We start from the raw sequence: 22,556 nt of genomic DNA on the forward strand, positions 1-22,556 counted from the left end.
CCGCACCCGCTCCATGCCGCAGGAGGGCGATGCGCGCTTGAAAACGTAGCCGCAAAGCCCCTTAAGCTCGGCCGCCATGCGCCGGCCGTAGGTCTCGAGCCGGTCGGTGAAGTCCTGGGAAGGATCGCGGGCGCCCACCGCGCGGATGCCCTGCGGACATCGCACCAGGCGGATGGTCTCGCGCGGCACCCCCAGGCCGATGGCCACCTCGGGGCACACCGGCACGAATTCGAAGTAGCGGGCGAGCGTCTCCGTCAGGTAGGCATCGCGTTTGTGCCCCCCGTCGAAACGCACCTCCGCCCCCAGCAGGCAACTGGAGATGCCGATGCGGATTCTCTCGGGTGTATCCTTTTGCGCGCTCATGGGAGCTTAGACAAGTAAGGGCAAGCTTCAGGCAGGTCTTCCTTCTGAGTAGCCTTAAGGCCCCAGCGTGAACCACGACCTATTAGACCCTTTCTTCGATCAGAAAGACAAGAAAAGCGGTGCGGCATCCTTCTCCTCCGCTCAAGGCCCGCGCCCGCTTCGCTCCTCCTGGATCGACCTCGTGTGGGCTATCCCCCGTTCATACACCAGCCCATGAAGCCGTATCAAATCGATCGCACAGGGAGATGCGCTCGGATCGCTTTTCGGTAGCAGGATCAATGGGTTCGGGCGCCTTTAGCAGCAAAGCGGTTCAGAACCGCTAGCGCACGACGTGGCGTATAACCGTAAACAGTTCTTCGGCCAGTTCAACCGCGACAAGCGCCGCGACGACTGCTACGGCGATCGCAAGCAGGAGGCAAAGTAGGCTGGATCGGAGATCCCCGCTAGCAGCAGCCGCTGGGGGAAGCTCGCCGCATGCGGCGGCCGACGAGGTCCGATCCGCGTAACGCGCTGCCCAGCAGCTCGGGCCCGAGCTTGCGCGGACAGCGAGCCCGCCGCCGGACCCGACGGGACGGCGGCGGCTCCGAGCCTCTCGAGGTGCACGGAAAGCCGGGCAATTTCCTCACGCAGGGTCTCGAGTTCGGCTTACACCCCCCGGAGGAGATGTCGTAAACCTCTGTCATTGCTCCTCTTCCTCAGCGCGTCCAGAGCCGTTCGCGTTCGACCCGACCCCGGTCGTCGAGCCGCACCTCGACCGTCTCGCCATAGGGGTTCACCGCCACCGCCTCGACATGGCGCGGGCCACGCTCGATAAAGCCGATGTTCGTGTAGCCGAGCGCGGAGAGGCGCTCACGCGCAGCGGTTTCGGACAGGCCCCCCCGGTCGTTAAGCTTGCGCTCATACTCGCGCAGGCGCCCGTCGCGGTCGAATTTTGCCTCGATCCGCATCCCGTCGCGGGTGTAGCCCTCGACCTCGATCTCGCCGCGGGGTCCATGCTCTAGGTCAATCTCGGTGATGCGAGCGAAGTCCGCCAACCGCGGCTCGCGGCGCAGCTGGGGCGGCAAGAGCGCCGCGACTATACTTTCGGGCAGGCCGACTCCGTCGCTCTTCACTTGTCTGACCTGCTCGCCCTGGGCTTCGGCCCGGATCCAGCCACCTCCAGGCAGGCGGGCGTGGAACTTGGTTTCACCGCGTTCGCCGCGTCGGCTCACGACCTCACTCAGGCCAAGACCGCGCAGCGGGGCCGGAAGCCCAGCCTCGCTCGAAGCCGTTGCCTGCGCCGTAGCGATGCTTAGATCGGTCGCCGCAAAGGTCATCCCCTCGCGCGTGCCGGTCAGATCGACCCGTGTCCCTGGCGCGGGCGCCAACACGCCTTCGGGCAGCGTCGCTAAGATTCGCCCTTCGGGCGTGGCGATAATCACTTGTCGGCCAAAGGACTCGGCTACGGTACCGGTGAGCCGCGCCTCCTGCGCGGCAAGCGGCCCGGCCAGGGCGGCCGATAGCATAATCGTGGTCATGAAGTTGCGCATAACGCTCTCCTTTAAGTGTTGACGATTCGTTTATGGCAGATTCGCGTTGAATACAACTGAAACGGCGTGGTTCGGGATTCGTTGAGAGTATTCTCCGGTCGCAGGGTGCGACTCAGTGCCGGACGCGGCTGAGAAATGCGTAACGACCTTGTCTAGCTTAGAGAGCGAGCCGTCGAACAGAGCCAGATTGGCTATCGTGGCGGTAAACTCTCTTGGTGCCCTGTTGTCGCAGCTCAGTTCGCTGTCGGGCACCAAAAGCAGCACGATAGTCACTCCAATGGCAACGCTTGACCAAGATAAGCCAGACAAGACACTTGACAGAGCAAGGTTCGACACGGGGGCGAGCCAGTCAGTCGGTGGCCATAATGATCATAAAACTCGTTCTCTCGCTTTTTTTTCCGAATTTTTTTCTCGCTTAACACGGTCGAATGCAGGGGAAACGATTCTGTTTGGTTTTTGTTGAGGGCTCGACGTGTAAAAGAAGAAGGCATGCGCTCTGTTCTGCTGAACTTCCTGCTAGCCCTGTGGCTGATGCAGGCCACGACCCTTCCGGCGAGCGCCGGCACACCCGCTGACGCCGCGCTCCTTGGCCCCGAGGCTGCACTCGCCTGTGCCGCTGCGCGCTACCGGGGCGAGGCACTGCGGATCGCGCCAAAAGAGGGCGGCCGCGTGCAAGAGTTAAGCTGGCGTACACCCGCAGGCAACATGTTGCGCATCCGCTTGGTCGCTCCCGGCTGCCGCTTTGTCGAGGTGCGGGGTGTGGGCCAGGCCGAAGCACGCATCCTGCCAGGAGACAGCCCATGAAGGTACTGGTGGTCGAGGACGACCCTGACCTCGCAGCCCAGATCGGCGCAGCACTGGCCGAGGCGGGCTATACGGTCGAAACCGCCCATGACGGGGCGGAGGGAGAATATCTTGGTGCAACCGAAACGGTGGGCGCAGCGGTGCTCGACCTCGGCCTGCCGGCGATGGACGGGATCGAGGTGCTGCGGCGCTGGCGTGCCGGGGGCCTGACTTTTCCAGTGCTGATCCTGACTGCGCGCGAGTCCTGGGCCGACAAGGTGGCTGGCTTTCGCGCCGGGGCGGACGATTATGTGCTCAAACCTTTCCGAATGGAGGAGGTAGTGCTGCGGCTTTCGACCCTGATCAGGCGTGCGGCCGGCCATGCGAGGGCTGAAATCGCGGCGGGAGGGCTCGTACTCGACACCGCCACGGGGCTTGTGACGCTGGACGGGTTGCCGCTGAAGCTTACCGCCTTTGAGGCGCGACTTTTGCGCTATCTGATGCTCAATCGCGGCCGAGTGGTCAGCCGTACGGAGTTGTTCGAACACATGTACGACCGAGACGCTGACCGCGACTTCCGCTCGCTCGAAGTGGTGATCGGGCGCATCCGGCGCAAGATTGGCGAGGGTCGGATCGAGACGCACCGGGGCGAAGGCTACCGGCTTCTGCCCGGTGACCCCACATGAGGGCACGTCCCCCCGCCCTGCACTCGATTCGGGCGCGGCTTCTGCTGTGGTCGGGAGTGCTGACGGCGGTAGCGCTTATCGTAGCCTGGGTAGCGCTTTCGACAGTGCTGTCGGATCTCGTGACCCGTCGCCTTCAGGCCGAGCTTGCCGCCGCGGCGCGGGGGGTGATGGCGGCCGCGGTTTGGGACGAGGGGACAAGCACATTGCGCCTCGATCCCCCGCCCGCGGATCCGCGCTTCGAACGCCCGCTTTCGGGCTGGTACTGGCAGGTGGCGGACGGCGTGCAAGTGCTTGCCCGCGCCCCAGCGCTCGTGGGCGGGGATTTCGGCCCCGAAGGCCGCAACACCGAAGGGCCGGACGGGGCAGCGCTGATCGCCCACCGTGAAGACTTCACCGCGCCAGGGGACGGACGGGCCCTGACTGTCACCGTCACGCTGCCTGCGGCCGCGGCTGAAGCCGAGCTCGCCGCAATCCGCCGTCTCGTAGCGCTGACGCTTCTTGTACTGGGTGCGGCGTTACTCGCTGCGCAAGGACTTGCGGTTCGGGCAGGGCTTCTCGACCTCGAGCGTTTTGCCCGCGCCGTGGCCGCGGTGCGCGATGGTAAAGCACGAACGCTGCCGCCGCCTGCCGCGGCCGAGCTGGCGCCCTTGGCCGCCGAGCTCGATAGACTGATTGCCGCCCAGGCCGTGCAGGTTGAACGCGCCCGCGCTCATGCCGCTGACCTAGCCCACGCGCTGAAGACGCCCCTCGCAGTGCTCGCAAACCGCGCCCGGACCGAGGATGCGCCGCTTCTCGACCGCATGGACCGCATCATCCGTTGGCACCTTAAGCGCGCCCGGGCGGCGGCCGGCTTCGACCCCACGGCGCGGGCAGCCGTCGCGCCGGTGCTGGAGGAGGTGGCTCTGGTCATGGGCCCCGCGGCGCGCCGGCGTGGACTAACCCTGACCATAGACTCCGCGAGTGTGCCCGACTTCCGCGGCGACGCCGAGGATCTAGCCGAGATTCTGGGCGCACTCGTCGAAAACGCGGTGAAATGGGCGCGCAGCACCGTGCGGGTCGCGGCGAGCGGCGCGGGCGGACGACTTCTCCTCGAGATCGTCGACGACGGCCCCGGCATCCCGGCCGAGGCGCGCACCCACCTTCTGACTCGCGGCGCGCGCTTCGATGAGAGCGCTCCCGGCCACGGCCTCGGCCTCGCCATCGCCGCAGACCGCATCCGTGCCTATGGCGGTTGTCTCGCACTGGAAGACGCGCCCGGAGGCGGTCTTCTCGCCCGCGTTACCCTGCCCGCCTGACCAACGCCGGGTGCGATCGTGTCCCTTTACCCTTATCCGTCTTCTGCGACGGCGGTAAAATCTTCCACCCCTTGCGGGTAGCGAAAGCGGTAGTGTGGTCGAAAAGGTTGTCGAGTATGCGGCGCGAGCGAGAGCGCCGATGGCGCCCATCGCGTCTTTCGCGAGATGCCGAACGGCAGGGCGGTCTGCCGAGCGAGTGCGGCGGTCTGCTAGCCGAGACGCACGCTGGAATGGGCGGTTCAAGAGCCCGCTTCGGGGCCTAAGGGGCCCTGTCTTGACGCTCGGTAAAGCGACCGATGGTCCAAACAAAACACCATAATGGGATGGGTGGCCGCAACCGATACCGCACCCGATAAGACGCGCAACTTGCGCTGGGCAGCAGAGAAATTGAAAGCGTAGCGCCGCAACGCAGAAAACGGGGATACCGCTCAGCCGGCTGCCGGCTCAAGCACCACGCGCGTCACTGCTCACGGCGCTTGACTCGACGTTAGGATGCAAAAGTGCACGCAGAAGCGGATTGGGAAAGCGTCGCTCCATCGTCACTGCGTAAAAGGTCTCCGCGATACCCGGCAACTGGTGGGCCTCCACCAATACACCCGTCGCGATCTCGTCCCTAATGACGATCAGCGGCAACACGGCAAGTCCGACGTCGTCGCGGGCGAGCAGGCGCATCATGGCCATATCCTCGACTTCTGCTGCGATTCGCGGGCGAATGCCCAGCCGGCCTACCAGCGCGTCGAAACCGATCCTCACGCCGCTGTCGGTGGTCGGCACGATGACCGGATGGGTGCGCAAGCGATCGGCGAGACTGCTCTTCTTCTTGCCCAAGCGTTTCGGCGTTCCGACGAGGCTGACGGGCTGTTCGGCGAGGCGATGCGCGACGAATGGCGTGAGCGTGTCGCGTGCTGGCACCTGATTGATGAGCACGACGTCCAAGCTAAGCGCTTCGAGCGATCGCAGCAGCTCGGCTGCGCTTCCCGAGCGCAGGATGAGCTCTATGTCGGTACGGCCGAGGATCGGGCGAAGAAACGCGAGCAGAAAGTTCCGCGAGAGCGTGGCAAGCGCGCCGACGCGCAATGCCTGCCGCGCCGAGCCTGTCTGGCGTAGCGTAGCGATAAGCTCGTCGCCCGTTGCGAAGATTGCGTCGGCATGGTCGAGTACGATGCGGCCAGCTTCTGTCAGATGCAATTGACGGCCGCGACGCTCGAACAGTGCATGGCCTAAACGTTCTTCGAGTTTGCGTATCTGCAGCGAGAGTGCGGACTGGGTAAGGTTCAGCCGCCGGGCGGTGCGCGTAAGTTTGCCGTCATGGGCGACCGCCCAAAAGTAGCGAAGATGATGGTAATTGAGCGCAGCCATATAGTTCTATTATATAGAACGAAATCGTAAAAACAATGCATTTTATTTAGAAAAGCTTGGAGGTTATCCTTGCCGCGAAGGTACATCCCAGACCTGGAGACGTCCGTGTCCCTCGATCACTTGCCTCTTGCCGCCCCCCTGCCATTGCTCCTCGCCGCGAGCATGGCGTTTTTTTGGCCCGGTCGACGCCCGCGCCTGATACCTGCACTGGCAGAGGGCGCAGCGCTCACCGCCATCGTGGTCGCGCTGGGCGCGCTTGGCTTACTTCTCGTTAACGGTCCTAGCACCAGTCCGCTGATCGGCGCTGGTGGGATCGGGCTCTCAGCGCGGCTCGACGCGGTCAGCATTACCATGCTCCTGCTCGTTTCGTTCGTCGGCTGGACTGTGATCCGCTACGCGCGCACCTATCTCGACGGCGAGGCTCGTCAGGGCGCTTTCACCGGCTGGATCTGCGCTGGGGTTGCCGCCGTACTCCTGTTGGTCCAAGCTGGCAATCTCGCGCAGCTCGCTGGCGCCTGGATCGCGACCAGCCTCTGTCTGCATCGGCTCCTGCTCTTTTATCCCGAGCGCGCAGCGGCACAGCGCGTCGCGCGCAAGAAAGCCCTGTTCTCCGGCATGGGTGCAACCGCACTCTTGATCGCGACGGTACTCCTCGGCACCGGCTACAGCACCGCGGACATCGCCGCGATTAACGCCGCCGCCCGCGCGGGCGAGGCGCCGGTCGCGGCGCTAGTCGCCGCCGCGCTGTTAGCGCTTGCCGCGCTATTGAAGTCGGCTCAGTTTCCGACCCATAGCTGGCTAACCGAGGTAATGGAGGCACCCACACCGGTGTCTGCGCTGCTGCATGCCGGCGTAGTCAACGCCGGCGGCTTTCTCTTGATCCGCTTCGCCGACGTGATGCTTCAGGCGCCAGGGATACTAGCCGCGCTGGCGATGATAGGCGGCTTCAGCGCGCTATTCGGTGCGCTGGTAATGCTGACGCAGCCGGCGGTGAAGACCTCGCTCGCGTGGTCGACGCTGGCGCAGATGGGTTTCATGATCCTGCAATGCGGGCTGGCGCTGTTTCCGCTCGCGCTGCTGCACATCGTCGCCCACTCGCTGTACAAGGCACATGCGTTCCTCGCCTCGGGCGGAGCGGTCGAGCGAGTGGCATCCATCCGACGGCCTGGGCCGGTGGCGATTCCGAACGCAGCCGCCGTGGCGCGCGCCTTCGCACTTGCGCTGGCGATCTACACGGCGATCGGCGCCGGCTTCGCCGCCGCGTTTGGGCTACAATCCAAGTCCCCGCAGTCGCTAGCGCTCGGGACGATCCTGATTTTCGGCGTAGCTTATCTAATCGCGCAGGGCCTAGCCGACGCCGTCCCGCGTGCGCTGACGCGGCGCACCGCGATGTATTCGGTCGCAACCGCGGTCGGTTACTTTGCGCTGCAGACCGCCGCCGAATGGCTGACCGCCGACACGCTGCCGCCAGCGCCGGAGCCCGGACGGCTAGAGTGGACGCTGATGGCGCTGGCAGTGCTGAGTTTTGGCGCGGTGGCGCTGGCCCAGGCGATGCTACCGCTGTGGGCCGACCATCCAGCGGTACTTGGCTTGCGCGTGCACCTGGCCAACGGCTTTTACATCAATGCAGCCCTCGACCGCTGGCTCGATGGCTGGCGCGTAAGGAAAACGACATGACTATAGGGCAACCCTCACCGATGCCGATTGCTACCGCCGGCGCGGTCATGGTCGGCGCCGATGCGGTGCAAAGCGCCGTGCGCTGCGCCGCGCAGATGATCCCGCCGCTGTGGCCGCTTGAAGCCACGGTGGCCGTCAACCCGTTCCTCGGCATGAGCGGTGAGCCGCTCGCGACCGCGGCGGCACGGCTGCGGCGCGTCGCTGGCATCCGCGTGACGCTGCCGCGGCACGTGTACCGCGAGCGCATACGATCCGGTGAAATCACCGATGTCGATCTCGCTGCCGCGGCGAACGTCGCCCCGGCGTGGGCGGCGCCGGTGCGGGTGGCTGAACTCAAAGCCGCCGCCGAGTCCGACCGCGGATTGCCGGTGCCGCTTGCCACCGTGGCCGATCTCGCCGCGCAAGCCTGCGGCATCGATTGGCCGGCGCTGGTGACCGATCGCATCAGCCACTGGGCCGCCGGCTATTTCGATCGCGGTCAAGCTTTATGGGCGGCGCCGCGCGGCCGCCATGCGTACGAGTCCTGGCGTGCGGCGGCAGAACACGATCTTACGCCAGAAATCGCCGGGCTAGATGGCTTTTGCACCTTCGCCGCCCGATTGCCGGAGTCGGCCGATGCTGCGATCGCCAATGCAGTGGTGCGGCTCGGTCTGCGCGCTACAGCGCTAGAGGTATATTTCCACCGGCTGTTGACGACGCTGGGCGGTTGGGCGCAGTTTGCGCGCTACCTATCGTGGCAGGCAGAACTGAATGGTGCTGTTGACGGTACGCTGCGCGATTTGCTGGCGATTCGGTTGACTTGGGAAGTGGCGCTCCTTTGTCAGTACGGCAATGCGATCGGGGACGGCTGGCGCACGGCCGCCGCGGCGTACGCCGAGCCGATCGCGCCGACGCGCGACGACGTGCTTGACGCGCTGCTGCAAGAGGCGGCCGAGCGCGCCGCGCAGCGCCAGCTGCTGGCTGCGCTGAGGATGCCTACGCCGGCCCCACCGCCAGTGCGGCCCGCGGTGCAGATGGTCTTTTGCATCGACGTGCGCTCTGAGGTCTTCAGACGCGCGCTGGAAAGTCTGGATCCGGCTATCGAGACACTGGGCTTCGCCGGCTTCTTCGGTCTTGGCGTCGCGCATCGGCGTTTTGCCTCGGATGTGGACGAGCTGCGACTGCCGGTGCTGCTTTCGCCCAGCCTGCGCAGTTGCGCCGGCGTTGGCAACGACGCCGAGCGCAACGACACGGCTGCGCGTATCGCCGCGCGCGCGCATCGCGCCTGGGGCCGCTTCAAGCTCGCCGCGGTGTCCTCTTTCGCTTTCGTCGAGGCGATGGGGCCAACGTACATCGGCAAGCTGCTGCGCGACGCTATGGGCTGGTCCGGTACCGCGCCACAGCGCGACCCGCCACCGCGCTTCGCGCCGGCGTTGGACGTATCAGCCGGCGCCGCACTGGCGCTGCAAGTGCTGCGCACGATGTCGCTGACGGAGCGCTTCGCGCGGCTAGTGGTGTTGACCGGTCATGGCGCTAACGTCGTCAACAATCCGCACGCGAGCGCCCTACAATGCGGCGCTTGCGGCGGCTACTCGGGCGAGGTCAATGCCAGGCTGCTGGCATCGCTGCTCAACGACGGCGCGGTGCGCGCCGCTTTAGCGCAGCACGGTGTTGAGGTCCCAGAAGACACGCTGTTCCTGGCGGCACTGCATGACACCACTACGGATGAGGTCGCCTTATACGACGCGGACAGGCCAAGCGCCGAGCATGCTGCAGATATCGCGCGCCTGCGGTGCTGGCTGCAGCGGGCAGCGCTGCTGGCACGCGGCGAGCGCGCGTTGCGGTTGCCGCGCGCCGCACGCGCTGCCGACCTGCCACGTCGCGCGCGCGACTGGGCTGAAGTGCGGCCGGAGTGGGGGCTGGCAGGCTGCCAGGCATTCATCGCTGCGCCGCGCGCGCGCACCGCAGGGCTTAACTTGGCCGGCCGCGCGTTCCTGCACGATTACGATTGGCGTGCCGATGCCGGCTTCGATGTGCTGCGGCTGATCCTCACCGCCCCGGTGGTCGTCGCTAGCTGGATTAGCCTACAGTACTACGGCTCGACGGTGGCGCCTAATCTTTTCGGTGCCGGCAATAAACTGCTGCACAACGTCACTGGCGGCCTGGGCGTGGTCGAAGGAAGCGGCGGTCCGTTGCGCGCCGGACTGCCGTGGCAGTCGGTGCACGACGGCGAACGCCTAGTGCACGAACCGCTGCGGCTGGCGGTGCTGATCGAAGCGCCGCGTGAAGCAATCGCCGGTGTGTTGGTACGCTACCCAGAAGTACGAGCGCTGTTCGACAACCGCTGGCTGCACCTGTTTGCGCTCGACGGCACCGGTCGGCCAGTCTGGCGCTACGCGGGGGCGCTCGGGTGGACCCCCTGGGACGCCGAGCTACACGATGCTTTACCGCAGCACGAGCCTGTTTGGTAGGCGTGGCTACGGCGGCGCGGCTGAACAACCGCCCGCGCAAAACGCTCGGCTGGATGACTCCGAATGAGGCGTGGGCGGCTCAACTACAATCCCCTACCTTGCACTTGGAACTTGAGGGCAAGGAGGTTCTAGAGGCATACCCCATGAGCGCCAGGGTCAACAGTCCCCAAAACGACGAGCCGGCGCTGGTAGCGCCCGCGCTTTCTTTCGTAGCCGCAATACCGCTTTGCCGCTGGCATCCCTTTTGCAGCCCTCCTCCGTGTCGGCGATGGGCTCAAAACCGAGTGGTGATTCCAACGACAGCCGACCAGTCCGCCGTCAGTTGCACTCCGTTCACGTACTGATAGAGGGGTAACTGCACGAAGCCGTAGATTTGCGTCCCCTTGGCGATGGCGTAGCCCACACCTGGGCTCACGAACAGGAACTTGCCCCCGGTATCCTCCGATTCCGCCTGCGAGCCCCGATCGCGTCCTCGGTAAAGGGCGTTGAGCTGGATCATCAAACCAACCCGATCGGTCGCCTCGTAGCGGTAGCCGACGTCGAGCGACAGCCGCGCCCCCGGCCGGTAGTCTTCCTTGTCGTTCAACGGCTTCTGCCACAGCGTTTGGACGAACCAGGCCGAATCGGCGTTCGGCAGCCAGCGGCTGTAAAAGGCGCCAAGGAGCGCGTCCGTCGTGCCGGTTCCCGGTTGCAACGTGCGCTCCGCCCGATCTCCCTCGGCATTACGCACGTCCCGCACGCCTGTCGGCAGCTTCAATCCGAAATTGATCCCATAAAAGGAAAAGGCGGGTTTTTCGCTGTCTTCCGAGTCCAATTGATAGCGCCCGAGAAGGCGCGCGTCGCCGAGACGGTTGAAATTCCATCGCTCCAGGAGCTGCACTCCGTGATGGTTATGGATGTGCGAATGGGAGCGGTCCACGAAGGGAACGATGACCGACACGCCCCAGTTTCGGTTGAACGTGTAATCCAACGTCCCAAGATAGTTCCTGTTTATCGTGCGTATCTCGTCATGGTGACGGTGTATCTGGCCGACTGCGACCTTGTCGCCGCCTGCCATCGGCTGGTCTTGATCGATGTATTCGTAGCGCAAATCCAAGCGCAGTCCGGGCTCCGGCGCGAACCCTTGTAGATTCCAGTGAGTGTTGACCGCGCATACCGCCGAGCCACAAGAGGCATATGCGCCCGATTGGATGAGGACCGCGCACACCACTGCGCCCACTTTCGTAACGTGCGCGTAAATAGCAGGCTTTCTTTGCGCCAGCCTACCGAATAGGGTGCCCGCGACTCCCGGGTTGCAATACGCGGTGGTCTTCATGATGTTTCTTTCTCTCCTCTGTAGAGTACGATCCGGCGCCGGAGCAATGGCCGCGACGGTGGGGCGCCATTGCCAATGCGCGATGGCTTTTTTGCCGTGCAGCGCCAATGTCATGGGCACGCTAAAGCAGCGCACGCCGGCCTGGAGCTCGGCGGTGCGCCTTAGCGTTACGACGGCGGGAGTTTAGGCGGTAACGGTCGGGGGTGCCTGGGCGGGCGGAAGGCGAAGACGTTCGACCGCCAGAGGCGGAACTTCGAAGGGTGCAGAGATCTCTGCGTCGGCCAGAACGACCGGCGCCGTGACCGTTGTCAATGAAGGCGGGAGGAGCTTCCCGCCGAGCTGAAAGGCTGCGCACACCGGGCACGGGATCTTTGTGCCGGGGGCTGGGCCTTGATCGCCAGGGCTGTGCGCAGGGTCCGTGACGCAATAATCCTGCGCAAAGACGAAGGGGAGATCGGAGCCGAACGCACGGTAGGTCAACGAGCCATGGGCGAACGGTGCCGTCACATGGGAGAGGAGCGTCAGGACGGTCAGAAACCATCCTATACACCGTCGCCGCCGGCTCATCGACCCGTCTCTGGTAGGCTTAGAGAATCTTTTTCGATGCTAACCCGGGCGGAGAGAATAGACAAGCGAATGTATGCGTCCACCACCTTTGGCACTGGGGTTGATGCTGGAGGAGGAATGATAGGGGTGGTTTCTGGCCGAGGCGATGGAGGGGGCGCTGGGTGTTGGATAAGAGCGATCTGTGGCAAGTATCTTCCCGAATCCGGATTCCTGTCTCAGGCTGATCTGGCGCTTTGCTTGCCGAGCTGGACGACGAGTGGCTGACCGGCGAGGTCTACCTCACCTTCAACCGATAACCTCGGCGTCATGACACCCGCTACGGAAATTTACAGAAAAGGGGTTGCACAATCCTGTTCATGGACCGCGTAGTCACCGAGGTCGATCTGCCGTGGCTAGACGAGATCGTCCGCCCGAAGAAGCCGCGCAGGGCACCGACCGTGCCGTGCAGGTCCGAGGTCGCGCGTATGCTCGCGGCGATGGAAGGTACGCCTGCGCTGATGGTACGCATGGGGCTTGAGGAGGGTGTGCGGCTGCGCGTAAAGGATGTGGACTTCGAGCGTGGCGAGATTCTGTGCGGGTCGGCAAGGGCGCCAAGGATCGCGTGACGATGCTGCCGCGCCGTCTGGAGCAGCCGCTGCGAGCCCGCGCGACCTGGGAGGGCGATGCGGCGAACCCATGCGGTTTGTACGAGTCGCCCTCGCCCGGGCAATCGAAATTTCAAACGGACGGGCGGTGTGTTGCTTTCGGCCGACTACACCCTCGTGCCCTCGGTCACCTTCGCCGAACCTTCAGGATTTACCTTGAGCACCGGGCTGGGCGGGTTGTTCGGCCGCAGTTCGGACAAGATGGACACCTCCGCCCGAGTCCAGGCCTTGGGGGCGTCGACGACCCTGCTGTTGCTGGACAACGCGAGTGGCGCGCAGATCGTGGCCGCGCAGGGCAGCGCCAAGAACTACAACCTGGGCGCGGGCGTGGGCGTGTTGGGCGGCCTGATTGCCGGCGTTAACGCCTATGCCAATACGCCGCAGGGCAAGATCGTGGCGGCGGCGTTCCTGGATGCCTACAACAAGCTCGTGATCGCCGCCCGGCAATACGCCCCGCAAAAGGCCCAAGGGGCGGTCGGACAAGGCGGCAAACTCAAAGGACCGTAAAGGAGATCGACATGAACAATAGACTCGTGGGAACGCTTTTTTCAGCTTGACCAGCATCCCGAAACGAAAGGCGCGTACAGCCCAGACGGCACCGTTGCAGATTATCTCGCCAGTCAAGGGACCGCCCCCTATCTCGCGGTCGTCGAACGTTACCGACGGTTGCGCGACCGAATGAATGCGGTGCTGCAAGACATCGCGGGCGAAGACGGGGCCGAAGCAGCGATCGCAGCCGATCGCGCAGCCCTTCTCGATGATCTTGCTTCGAGCGATTGGATGGACATCGATACGGTAACCACCCGCTTTTGCGAACGTCACGGCCTGGCCATAGTGCACCCTGCCAGGCGCACTATATGAAGAAGACCGGCCTTACGGCCGGCCCTATTAAAGGCGGCTTGCATCAACGGCGCTCGTTTCGATCCTCGTGGTCGTCATCATCTTCGGCCTCCATGGCGAGGACCTTGGCGTTACCGGCATCGACGGCGACTTCGGTGACGCCTGTGGTGTGCTTGACGTCGATCTGCCAGACCAGGTAACCGTCTTCGTCGTCGAGCTTGGCCTTGACCACCTCGCCCGGCAGGGCGGAGAGCGCGGCCGCTTCGGCTTCCTGTTGCGCGACCTTGGCGTGCTTGGCGAATTCGGCTTGCGATTCGACGCCACGCGGCAGCTTGATGCTGGAGGACTTCACCTCGTCCGGGAAGTCAATCGCGCCAGCGGCAAAAGCCGCGCCAGTGCCCAGGGCGGCGACGAGGCTCAGGGCGGTAAGGGCTTGAGTGCTGCGTTTCATGATGCTTTCCTTTCGTTGAAAGCCGGCGGTATTGCCGTGATGTGAAGATTACGCAGCGGGACTCGCGGCAACCTGACGCCCACATTACCGTTCGGTGAGGTTCAACCCAGTGCGCTGGCGGCTGATTGGGGGCACGGGGCGGTGGTTGTCAGCAGCAGGTCCAGGCTACCCCCGCCACGGCGGCAAAGTCGAGATAACCCCGGTGGGCGGCGTAGCCGGCGAGCAGGAGCAGCGTCTCCCCCTCCAGCAGGCAGCCGAGAAAGACCGCTAGCAGTCCATATCGGCTGATCAGCAGGGCAAGGTCCATGCAGCATGGTCAAAGCATCGAGTGATTGGTATCTTATACATGCCTTGGGCGAAACTGGCCGTTTCTGTCTCATCTTGTCACATGCATCTGCTCATCGTCGAAGACGATCGCGCCGCCGCCGATTATTTGCGTCAGGGCCTGACCGAGGCGGGGCATGTGGTGGACGTGGCCTTCGATGGCGAGAGCGGATTGATGCTGGCGCTGGAGGGCGGGCATGACGTGCTGGTGGTCGATCGCATGCTGCCGCGCCGCGACGGTTTGACCCTCATCCGCATGCTGCGCGCCGGTGGATCGACCACCCCGGTGCTGGTGCTTTCCGCCCTGGGGCAGGTGGATCAGCGCGTCGAGGGCTTGCGCGCCGGTGGCGACGATTATCTGGTCAAGCCCTACGCCTTCAGCGAGCTCCTCGCCCGCGTCGAGGCCCTGGGCCGGCGCGGACATTCGCCCAACGTCGCGGCACCGAGCGTGCTCAGGGTGGCCGATCTGGAGTACGACCTGGAACGGCGGCGCGTCACCCGCGCCGGTCGTCTCATCCGTCTGCAGCCGCGCGAGCTGCGCCTGCTCGAATACCTCATGCGCCGCGCCGGGCGGGTGGTCACTCGCACCATGCTGCTGGAGCAGGTGTGGGACTTGAGCTTCGACCCGCAGACCAACGTGGTGGACAGCCAAATCAGCCGCCTGCGTGCCAAGATCGATCGCGATTTCGACCGCCCCCTGCTGCATACCCTGCGCGGCATCGGCTACCGGCTGGGAGATGAGACCTGATGTGGTCCCGCGCCCGGGCGCTGCTGCGCACCACGGCCTTGCGCATGGCCTTGCGCCATGCCCTGCTGCAAGTGCTGGCGCTGGCGGCCATGCTGGTCGCGCTGTTTGTCGTGCTCGACCGCTATGCCGCGCGCCAGATCGACTCGGCCCTGCTCGGTGAGGCGCGCGCCCTGGCCGCCCTGCCGGCGGAGCACAGAGCCGAGAGCGTGGCTCTCCTGGCACAGTTGCGCGGCGAGGATCACCGGCTACGCCATTACCGCCTTGAGGACGCGACGGGCCACCGCCTGGCGGGCAACCTGCCTCGTTGGCCCGAAGACTTGCCGGCGGATGCCCGGGTGCGTCGGGTGGCACTCGAGTTGCCCCACGAGGCGGGGGAAGATCATGACGCCCGCGCCCGACTGCCCAGTGTCGGACTCGCCCTGCCCGGCGGCGGGCGTCTGCTGGTGGCTCAAGCGCCTGGCGAGATCGAGGATCTGCGCGAGGTGGCCTTCGGCCTGGCGGCGGCCATGCTGGCCCTGGCCGCGCTGCTGGCGTTGACGCTGGGGGTGTTGCTTGGCTGGCGCTGGCTCTCTCGCATCGAGGCGATCAATACCGTGGCTGCCCGCATCGCCGCCGGCGACCTCTCCCAGCGCGTGCAAAGCCGTGGCCAGGGGGACGAATTCGATCTGTTGGCAGGCCATTTGAACGCCATGCTGGCACGCATCGAAGCGGCGGTGGAGGGCATGCGCGAGGTCTCCGACCACGTCGCCCACGACCTGCGCCGGCCGCTGGCGCGCCTCAAGACGCGCATCGAGGTGGCGCTGCGCCAGCCGCGCGACGCCGCCAACTATCGTACCGTCCTGGAAGAGACCTTGCAGGATAGCGAGGAGATCCTGGCCACCTTCGAGTCCCTGCTCACCATCGCTCGTCTGGAAGCAGGCAGTGAACTCGTCGCGGTGCAACCCTTCGATCTGGCCGCCGTGGTGCGGGACGTTGCCGAACTGTATGCCGCCCAGGCCGAAGAGGGCGGCCGCCCGTTCACCCCTCCGGCGGCGCCAGCGACGCCTGTGGCCGGCTCGGCCGCGCTCGTCGCCCAGGCCCTGGCCAATCTGCTCGACAACGCTTTCAAATATACTCCGCCACACAGCCCGATCGAAATCGATCTCGTACGGGCCGATGGCCAGGCCCAGCTCGCCGTCATCGACCACGGCTGCGGCCTGTCCGACGCCGACAAGGCACGGCTCGTCGCGCGCTTCGCGCGAGGCGATGCCGCGCGCAGCCAGCCGGGCAGCGGGCTTGGGTTGCCGCTTGCCGCCGCCGTTGCCCGTGCCCACGGCGGCCGGCTCGTTCTCACCGACACCCCCGGCGGTGGGCTCACCGCCCGGCTCGATCTACCGCTGGTGAAGGAAGAGGCGTCACGTCCGACCTGAGCGATCCGCGCGTGTTGTTCGCCGCCGAGCGCCCCCTGCCCGGGAACCGCGCCGCCGTCGATCTAGCGGGCTTCGGCTTTCTGGTGGAACGCTTTGGCTTGTTGCTGCCCGTTGTGATGGGCACCGGTCCCGAGCCTTGGCACTGGCCATCGGCGCGGTCTTCATCCCGCTCGGCGTGGCAACCGGTGTGCTTTCGCTGGATACTCGATGCGCGGATAGGGCGCAAAATATGTGCTCGCCATCCTTATTCGAAGCTGTATGAACCGCACCGAACGCTTCTACAAAATCGACCAGATGCTGCATGAGCGGCGCGTCGTGCCGACCGAGGTTTTTCTGGAGGAGCTCGCCGTCTCCCGCGCCTCCTTCAAGCGCGACATCGAATACATGCGCGAGCGTTTGCGCGCGCCCATCGTCTGGGATCGCGAAGCGCGCGGTTACCGCTTTGAGACCGGCAAGACGACGGGCCTGCCTATGAGTTGCCGGGGCTGTGGTTTTCCGCCGGCGAACTCCATGCGCTGCTCGCCGCGCAGAAGTTGCTGGCCGACATCGAACCGGGCATTCTCTCTTCCCACGTCGCGCCCTTGCAGGCGCGAGTGGCCGCCCTGCTCGAATCCTCAGGTCATCCGGCCGCCGAGATCGCCCGGCGTGTGCGCCTGCTTTCCGTGGCCAAGCGAAGCGTCGAGCCGCGCTTTTTCGCAGACATTGCAAGCGCGCTCCTGGAGCGCAAGCGCATCGAGATCGACGCCTGGAACCGCAGCCGCGACTAAATCAACACGCGCATCGTCTCGCCGCAGCGGCTTGTGCATTAACGCGACAACTGGTACCTGGATGCCTTTTGCCACTGGCGCCGCGCGCTTCGCAGCTTCGGCCTCGACGCCATCCGGCGGGTGAAAACGCTGCCGCAAAAGGCGAAATAGATCGGCGACGAGACCCTCGACGCCCACTATGCCGCGGCCTACGGCATTTTCGCCGGACGCCCCAAGGCCATGGCCGTGCTGCGCTTTTCGGCAGAGCGCGCCCGCTGGGTGCAGGCGGAGCGATGGCACAAGGAGCAGAAAGCCGAATGGCTGCCCGATGGCAGCTACCGGCTGCGCGTGCCCTACGCCGACGAACGAGAGTTGCTGATGGACACCCTGCGCCACGGGCGGCACGTGGTGATCGAAGCGCCGCCATCCCTGCGGCGGCGGGTGGCGGAGGAAGCCGAAGCACTGGCGCGCCTTTAGCCTCGGACGGTATTGGTTGTTGAGCCACCTGCGCGCAGAATCGAAACGCCACCAGGACGACCGAGTTCTTTTCGGCCTCGATCCATTGCGCGTCGAAGGCGTAATCCCCCTCTTCGCGCCTGGTGGCGCCGAGCCTGCTTTAGTTGGGCATGGCTTGGATGACGAACGCCACCCGCTCCCAAGGCTCGGCCTGCCGATCGATGTTCGCCACGCTTGCGGTCAGCCTTTCACCGGCATCGAGCCGCCGCGCGATCTCTACGTTCTTAGGCCGTGGCACGTAGCCGAGCTTGTGACCTTGCCAGTCGAGGCGCACGGCCGAGCCGACATGGGGATTGTCCGGCTCGCGCACGAGATTGAGCGGCTGGCCCTCGGCCAGGCGGTCTTGCAGCTGCGGCCCCGCGTGATATTGGTAGCCCGCAATCGGGGCGGAAAGCAGCACTTCTGGCGCGGGTGGTGATCTTGGGAAAGAAAGAGCGCCCACTATCCCCAGAAGACGAAGGCGAGAAAGGCGGGCAGATACCAGGTTTGCATGGTCGTGTTCCTGTGCTGGAAGTCGCGAGGGATGGAAGCGCTCGTCAGGCCAATCCCAAGCGGCGCATGCGTCGCCATAGGGTGGTGCGGTCGATCCCCAGCATCTTCGCCGCAGCGGCCTTGTTGCCGTCGCAGCGTTTGAGGGCGAACAAGATCTGGCCGCGCAGGTGGCTGTCGGCATCCTCGCTCTTGGGGACTGCGGCGGGCGCCCCGCCCTGGCCGTGATAGTCGCGAATGTCCTGGGGCAAGCTCTCCGGCTGGATCACCCCACCCACGGCGCAGATCAAGGCGTGCTCTAGGGCATTTTCCAGTTCGCGCACGTTGCCCGGCCAGGGATAGTCGAGAAGCAGGCGCAAGGCCTCGGGCGCGAGCACCGCGCGGGCGTAGCCGCGGGTGTGGAGCCGGTCCAGAAAATGGTCAATAAGCAGGGGAATGTCCGCCTTGCGCGCGCGCAGCGGTGGGATGTGCAGGGTGATCACTGACAGGCGGTAGTAGAGGTCCGCGCGAAATTGCCGCGCCTCCACGGCGTCCTTGAGGTTGCGGTTGGAAGCGGAGACGATGCGCACATCCACCGTCTTGCTACGGTTGGAGCCCACCGGCTCGAAACTTCTTTCCTGCACCGCCTTCAGGAATTTTGCCTGCAAGTGGAGAGGCACCTCACCCACTTCGTCCAGAAACAGCGTGCCATGGTCGGCCGCTGCGAAGCGGCCTGCGCGGTCGCTGGCCGCGCCCGTGAAAGCCCCCTTCACGTGGCCGAAGAACTCGGACTCCAAAAGCTCGGAGGGAATGGCGGCGCAGTTGACTTCCACAAGCGGCTGGGCGGCGCGCGGGCTCAATCGGTGCAATTGGCGCGCAAGCACGTTTTTGCCCGTGCCGGACTCGCCCTGCATCAACACATAGGCCTCTGTGGGCGCGGCCTGGCGCAACTGGCGCAGCACTTCCAGCATGCGCGGATCGCGGGTGATGAAGTTTTGACCCGAGCCGCCCGTTATACCTTCGCGCAGGCGGGCCATTTCCGTCACGTCGCGCAGCAGCACCAGCCGCACTGAACCGCCCCGCTCCCGCTCGATGATGCCGGTACGCAGACAGAAGCAGCGCCGGCCCGAGGGCAGATCTAGCCAGCGTTCCAGTTCCACCACCCCTTTCTGGCGCCGGCTTACCGCGTCGTTGAAACCGTGTTCGATGAGCCCGCGGGTGATGGCGAGCTTGAGATTCAACCCGCCCACGTCGTTGAGGCTGCGGGGCGTCTCACCTACGGGAAGTTCCAACAAATGGCGCAAGGCGTCGTTGACAAAGAGAATCTGCCCCTCCACCGTGGCGAGCAGCACGCCCTGGTCGATGCCTGCCAGCAAGCCCTCCAGAATCTCCTCGTTTTGCAGCAATTCCCGCATGCAGTGATGTTGCGCAACGGCAACGTATTTTTCAACCATTTGATTTACAAGGATATCAATTCTAGATGCAGCAAGTCAGCAACACTTGCTTGCAACATCGGTGCCGCGGTGTGTACATAACCAATTGATTTTATGTGAACTTCATTCCTGGCATGGGCGCTGCTCTTGTCTTGGGCGCAGGGATAATCCCTGTTTCAGTCAAACCCAAGGAGAGTGAACGATGGCAGATCTCATGAAAGCAATGAGCATCCCGGGGGCGTTTGCCGCCGGGGAGTTCTCGCCCACCGGCGAGCTTGTCAACTACGTGGGCAACATCTCGCTGCAGGCGGCGAAGATAGCGGCCCAGATGTGCGCGGCCAACATGCTCATGGCCAAGATGGAAGCCTCGGGCTGGACAGCCTACACGGGTAAGGACGGCTTCGAACCGGCACGCGGCTTCGCCGTCTCCGGACCGGAGAACTCAGCCCTGATCGTGGGCAACGTGGGGGTGTTCGTGAAGAATAAGGACACCGATTTCGACAAAGCCTTCGCCATCCTGGCGTCCCTGTAACGAGAAGGAGATCATCATGGCCGATCTGAACCTGCTTCTCAAAATCAAGGGCGTGTTCGCCGCGGGCACCTTCTCCGACGACGGTAAGCTGACCGGCTACGCCGGCGACATCACCGAGGACGAGGCCGCCATGGCCGCCGCCATGTGCGCCGCCAACATGCACATGGCCCGCATGCAAGCCGATGGCTACACCGCCATGAGCGGAGAATCCGGCTGGACGCCCGCCACGGGTTTTGCCGTAGCCGGTCCCAAGTACGCGGTGTGCGTTATGGGCAACACGGGGGTCTTCGCGCGTGTGGGCGAAGCCTCCTTCAACGAAATCTTTAAGGCGCTTTCCGCGGCCTGATGCCGCATCCGGCCGGCTTTTCCGGCCGGTTTTTTTAGGAGAAACAATGGACGATTTTTTGTCGGCCCACTGGGCCGAACGTTACAAAGAGTTGTGGAACCGCAATGAGGCCTTGGTGGCTGGCCTCAAAGGCTTCAACGCCTTGATCGAATACGGCTGGGAGGATGGATGCCGCCCCAGCGCCTTTATCGAAGTGCTGGATGGCCGCGTTGTTTCCACGGCCTTCAAAGACGCGCCGCGCAAGCCGGATTTCGTGATGAAAGCCAGCGCCGAGAACTGGCAGCGCCTGCGCGATGGATCCCTCTCGGGCCGAGCCGCCCTGCTCACCAAGAAACTCAAGTTCCAGGGTTCCATGATCACCGCCATGAAGTACATGGGCCCCTTCGAACAGAGCATCGCTCTCTTGGGTAAGACCTGAAGCTACGTCGCATGATCGCTTGGTGCCTGGCGTGGCGAAGGCACGAACCGCGGGGCACGGAGTTTTTTGACACGTCTTCGGTTTGAGCCCGGCCCGCTTGGCGCGACCAGGCGCAGCAAGAGATCTATTGATCCGAAACGAATGAACTGGATTCATGCGGCATACCGGACGGGTCTATGCTGGAAATAAGGCATCACCCGTTTGGGCGATTTTTAGCAGCCTGCGCAGATGGCTGATGGTGGCCTTCTTCAGGTCGCCTTTGGCGCGGGCCGGGGCCTTGCTGGACACGACGACCTTGGAGGTCGGCGTTGAGCATCTCATCGGGGCATTACTGTCCAAAATAGCCAAAGCCCGGTGAAGACCCTCTTGAATTGATGCGGGTTTTGGACGGGTGATCGCAGGTTTTCAAGATAATGCCTCGGATGCTGTCCAAGATCAGGCGAAGGTCAAAGTGGCCTGCGGGTTGTCCTGGGGATCGGGCGGGATGGCGAAGGGCTTATCGAGCCAGGCCATCAAATCGCGATGGGTGAACAGATTCATGCGCAGGAGCGCTACGAGGTTGGCCAGGTTCCAACCGAAGCGAGAGGACAGTTGCAAGTAGCGCAGGAGCAGCATCGCGATCAATGCTGTCCAAATTTGGAGATCGATCAGCACGTGAAGCAATACCCGCTGGTCGCGCTGTGCGACACGCTGGAGGTCAGCATCAGCGGCTACCGGGCCTGGAAACGCGGCGGCAGGCCTAATCGGCAGCGGCTGACCGATGACCAGTTACTGGCGCTAATCCGCGCCATCCACGCGCAGTTCAAGGGGGCCTACGGCAGCCCGAGGATAGTCGACGAGGTTCGCGGACGCGGCTTCAAGGCGTCCAAGGAGCGGGTGGGACGACTGATGCGCGAGAACGGCATCCGGGCGCGGCACAAGCGCCGCTACAAGGCCACCACGGACTCGAAACACGACCTGCCGGTGGCAGCGAACCTGTTGGAAAGAAACTTCGCACCGGCAGCGCCGAATCCGGTGTGGACGGCGGACCTGACCTACCTCCGGACGGACGAAGGCTGGCTGTACCTGGCGGTGGTGATCGACCTGTTCAACCGCGAGATCGTCGGCTGGGCGACCAAGCCGCGCATGACGGCGGATATTGTGGTCGATGCGCTGACCATGGCCTGGTTCCGCAGGAAGCCTGCGCCTGGTCTGATCCACCACTCGAACCGGGGCGGCCAGTACGCGAGCCATGCGTTCCAGGCCAGGCTCGCCGAGTACGGCAATTCGGTTCCGTTGTCGGAGAGCAGGGTTTGGGGCTGTTGCGGCATGAGCGACAGTCCGAGTGTCAAGGCGCGCGCGGTGTGACGGGCGTGCTTGGAGGAGGTGGCCCACGCGAAGGCGAAGTGGGAGACGGGGCCGATGAAGGTCGCGAGGTAGCGACGCAAGCCATCGCGGATGCGCTCGATGGTGTCAACGGCCAACACTTCCAGAGGCTTAGCCCAGACCCTCTTGGGCTTTCTGGGTTTGACGGGTCGTCGCAGGGGTGAGCGATGGCCCCGGCTGTCCAGCCTGGTGGGTGCGTGGCGCATCCTGTCCGGGGCGCGCTGGATGATCCTGCCGAGGGTGGACACCGACGGCAGCCTCATGCGCCTTTCCTCGCACCAGGGGGCAAGCA

At 64.7% G+C, this 22,556-nt stretch carries 23 protein-coding genes and 3 pseudogenes; 17 read left to right on the top strand and 9 right to left on the bottom strand.

The annotated features are described in order from the left end of the window. A partial coding sequence (locus ACTFO6_RS14965; RefSeq protein WP_439935250.1) for a DUF523 domain-containing protein occupies positions 1-363 on the bottom strand: 363 nt, incomplete at its 3' end. A 695-nt stretch (positions 364-1,058) separates the two neighbouring features. After that, positions 1,059-1,892 carry a prevent-host-death protein gene (locus ACTFO6_RS14970; RefSeq protein ID WP_439935251.1) on the bottom strand — a complete coding sequence of 278 codons (834 nt, stop codon included), beginning with the start codon at positions 1,890-1,892 and terminating at the stop codon, positions 1,059-1,061. 489 nt (positions 1,893-2,381) lie between these two features. Here ACTFO6_RS14970 and ACTFO6_RS14975 point away from each other — a divergent pair, with 489 nt between their 5' ends. The 3 genes from ACTFO6_RS14975 to ACTFO6_RS14985 all read left to right on the top strand — a co-directional run bounded on the left by ACTFO6_RS14975 (position 2,382) and on the right by ACTFO6_RS14985 (position 4,656). Then, positions 2,382-2,696: a Cys/Met metabolism pyridoxal-phosphate-dependent enzyme gene (locus ACTFO6_RS14975; protein ID WP_439935252.1), complete on the top strand. Its 315-nt coding sequence runs from the start codon at positions 2,382-2,384 to the stop codon at positions 2,694-2,696. Beyond that, on the top strand, positions 2,693-3,361 hold the full coding sequence (locus ACTFO6_RS14980; protein WP_439935253.1) for a response regulator transcription factor: 669 nt from the start codon (positions 2,693-2,695) through the stop codon (positions 3,359-3,361). The genes ACTFO6_RS14975 and ACTFO6_RS14980 overlap by 4 nt, the downstream gene beginning before the upstream one ends. Before the next feature lie 104 nt (positions 3,362-3,465). Next, positions 3,466-4,656, top strand: coding sequence for an ATP-binding protein (locus ACTFO6_RS14985; RefSeq protein ID WP_439935254.1), 1,191 nt, complete (start codon positions 3,466-3,468; stop codon positions 4,654-4,656). A gap of 444 nt (positions 4,657-5,100) precedes the next feature. Here ACTFO6_RS14985 and ACTFO6_RS14990 read toward each other — a convergent pair whose 3' ends face one another. Next, positions 5,101-6,015: a LysR family transcriptional regulator gene (locus tag ACTFO6_RS14990; protein ID WP_439935255.1), complete on the bottom strand. Its 915-nt coding sequence runs from the start codon at positions 6,013-6,015 to the stop codon at positions 5,101-5,103. A 105-nt stretch (positions 6,016-6,120) separates the two neighbouring features. On the opposite strand from ACTFO6_RS14990, the gene ACTFO6_RS14995 reads away from it, so the two are divergent. Together ACTFO6_RS14995 and ACTFO6_RS15000 are read left to right on the top strand one after the other, a co-directional pair. Then, a complete protein-coding gene (locus ACTFO6_RS14995) occupies positions 6,121-7,692 on the top strand; it encodes a proton-conducting transporter transmembrane domain-containing protein (RefSeq protein ID WP_439935256.1) in 1,572 nt (523 codons plus the stop codon). A gap of 47 nt (positions 7,693-7,739) precedes the next feature. Continuing rightward, entirely contained in the window at positions 7,740-10,142 is a 2,403-nt protein-coding gene (locus ACTFO6_RS15000; protein WP_439935331.1) for a YbcC family protein, read from the top strand. A 274-nt stretch (positions 10,143-10,416) separates the two neighbouring features. Here the strand turns inward: ACTFO6_RS15000 and ACTFO6_RS15005 are convergent, their stop codons facing one another. Next, on the bottom strand, positions 10,417-11,571 hold the full coding sequence (locus tag ACTFO6_RS15005) for a hypothetical protein (protein ID WP_439935257.1): 1,155 nt from the start codon (positions 11,569-11,571) through the stop codon (positions 10,417-10,419). 634 nt (positions 11,572-12,205) lie between these two features. On the opposite strand from ACTFO6_RS15005, the pseudogene ACTFO6_RS15010 reads away from it, so the two are divergent. The 4 genes and pseudogenes from ACTFO6_RS15010 to ACTFO6_RS15025 form a co-directional block, all read left to right on the top strand. Further along, positions 12,206-12,320, top strand: a pseudogene (locus ACTFO6_RS15010) (transposase); the annotation flags it as partial. Between the two features lie 60 nt (positions 12,321-12,380). Beyond that, complete coding sequence (locus tag ACTFO6_RS15015; protein ID WP_439935258.1) at positions 12,381-12,629, top strand: hypothetical protein; 249 nt, start codon at positions 12,381-12,383, stop codon at positions 12,627-12,629. Positions 12,630-12,758: 129 nt separating this feature from the next. Beyond that, positions 12,759-13,175 (top strand): curli assembly protein CsgG, encoded by a 417-nt coding sequence (locus ACTFO6_RS15020; RefSeq protein WP_439935259.1) that lies wholly within the window; start codon positions 12,759-12,761, stop codon positions 13,173-13,175. 171 nt (positions 13,176-13,346) lie between these two features. Then, complete coding sequence (locus tag ACTFO6_RS15025; RefSeq protein ID WP_439935260.1) at positions 13,347-13,529, top strand: hypothetical protein; 183 nt, start codon at positions 13,347-13,349, stop codon at positions 13,527-13,529. Between the two features lie 43 nt (positions 13,530-13,572). Here ACTFO6_RS15025 and ACTFO6_RS15030 read toward each other — a convergent pair whose 3' ends face one another. Next, positions 13,573-13,959: a PepSY domain-containing protein gene (locus ACTFO6_RS15030; protein ID WP_439935261.1), complete on the bottom strand. Its 387-nt coding sequence runs from the start codon at positions 13,957-13,959 to the stop codon at positions 13,573-13,575. Between the two features lie 148 nt (positions 13,960-14,107). Next, a complete protein-coding gene (locus ACTFO6_RS15035; RefSeq protein ID WP_205616990.1) occupies positions 14,108-14,266 on the bottom strand; it encodes a hypothetical protein in 159 nt (52 codons plus the stop codon). An 81-nt stretch (positions 14,267-14,347) separates the two neighbouring features. On the opposite strand from ACTFO6_RS15035, the gene ACTFO6_RS15040 reads away from it, so the two are divergent. From ACTFO6_RS15040 to ACTFO6_RS15055, 4 genes and pseudogenes are all read left to right on the top strand, one after another. Then, positions 14,348-15,031 carry a winged helix-turn-helix domain-containing protein gene (locus ACTFO6_RS15040; RefSeq protein ID WP_439935262.1) on the top strand — a complete coding sequence of 228 codons (684 nt, stop codon included), beginning with the start codon at positions 14,348-14,350 and terminating at the stop codon, positions 15,029-15,031. Beyond that, the gene (locus ACTFO6_RS15045) at positions 15,031-16,440 is read left to right on the top strand and encodes a HAMP domain-containing sensor histidine kinase (RefSeq protein WP_439935263.1); all 1,410 of its coding nucleotides are present in this window, start codon (positions 15,031-15,033) and stop codon (positions 16,438-16,440) included. Before ACTFO6_RS15040 ends, ACTFO6_RS15045 begins: the two co-directional genes overlap by 1 nt. Positions 16,441-16,916: 476 nt before the next feature. Beyond that, complete coding sequence (locus ACTFO6_RS15050) at positions 16,917-17,207, top strand: hypothetical protein (protein ID WP_439935264.1); 291 nt, start codon at positions 16,917-16,919, stop codon at positions 17,205-17,207. A 57-nt stretch (positions 17,208-17,264) separates the two neighbouring features. Then, positions 17,265-17,663, top strand: a pseudogene (locus tag ACTFO6_RS15055) (WYL domain-containing protein). A 139-nt stretch (positions 17,664-17,802) separates the two neighbouring features. On the opposite strand, the gene ACTFO6_RS15060 reads toward ACTFO6_RS15055, so the two are convergent. After that, entirely contained in the window at positions 17,803-18,102 is a 300-nt protein-coding gene (locus ACTFO6_RS15060; RefSeq protein WP_439935265.1) for an HIRAN domain-containing protein, read from the bottom strand. Positions 18,103-18,238: 136 nt separating this feature from the next. Then, entirely contained in the window at positions 18,239-19,585 is a 1,347-nt protein-coding gene (locus ACTFO6_RS15065; protein WP_439935266.1) for a sigma-54 interaction domain-containing protein, read from the bottom strand. 220 nt (positions 19,586-19,805) lie between these two features. Between ACTFO6_RS15065 and ACTFO6_RS15070 the strand changes: the two genes are divergently transcribed. The 3 genes from ACTFO6_RS15070 to ACTFO6_RS15080 are packed head-to-tail and all read left to right on the top strand — an operon-like array spanning position 19,806 to position 20,899. After that, positions 19,806-20,135, top strand: a complete 330-nt coding sequence (locus tag ACTFO6_RS15070) for a DUF2173 family protein (RefSeq protein WP_439935267.1) — start codon at positions 19,806-19,808, stop codon at positions 20,133-20,135. Between the two features lie 16 nt (positions 20,136-20,151). Further along, on the top strand, positions 20,152-20,481 hold the full coding sequence (locus tag ACTFO6_RS15075; protein ID WP_439935268.1) for a DUF2173 family protein: 330 nt from the start codon (positions 20,152-20,154) through the stop codon (positions 20,479-20,481). 46 nt (positions 20,482-20,527) lie between these two features. Beyond that, entirely contained in the window at positions 20,528-20,899 is a 372-nt protein-coding gene (locus ACTFO6_RS15080; RefSeq protein WP_439935269.1) for an SCP2 sterol-binding domain-containing protein, read from the top strand. A gap of 435 nt (positions 20,900-21,334) precedes the next feature. Here the strand turns inward: ACTFO6_RS15080 and ACTFO6_RS15085 are convergent, their stop codons facing one another. After that, positions 21,335-21,514 (bottom strand): hypothetical protein, encoded by a 180-nt coding sequence (locus ACTFO6_RS15085; protein WP_439935270.1) that lies wholly within the window; start codon positions 21,512-21,514, stop codon positions 21,335-21,337. Between the two features lie 27 nt (positions 21,515-21,541). On the opposite strand from ACTFO6_RS15085, the pseudogene ACTFO6_RS15090 reads away from it, so the two are divergent. After that, a pseudogene (locus tag ACTFO6_RS15090) lies at positions 21,542-22,180 on the top strand (IS3 family transposase); the annotation flags it as partial. Between the last annotated feature and the right edge of the window lie 376 nt (positions 22,181-22,556).

Origin of the sequence: Pelomicrobium sp. G1, from assembly GCF_051905455.1 — a bacterium.
Taxonomy (GTDB): Bacteria; Pseudomonadota; Gammaproteobacteria; order Burkholderiales; family UBA6910; genus Pelomicrobium.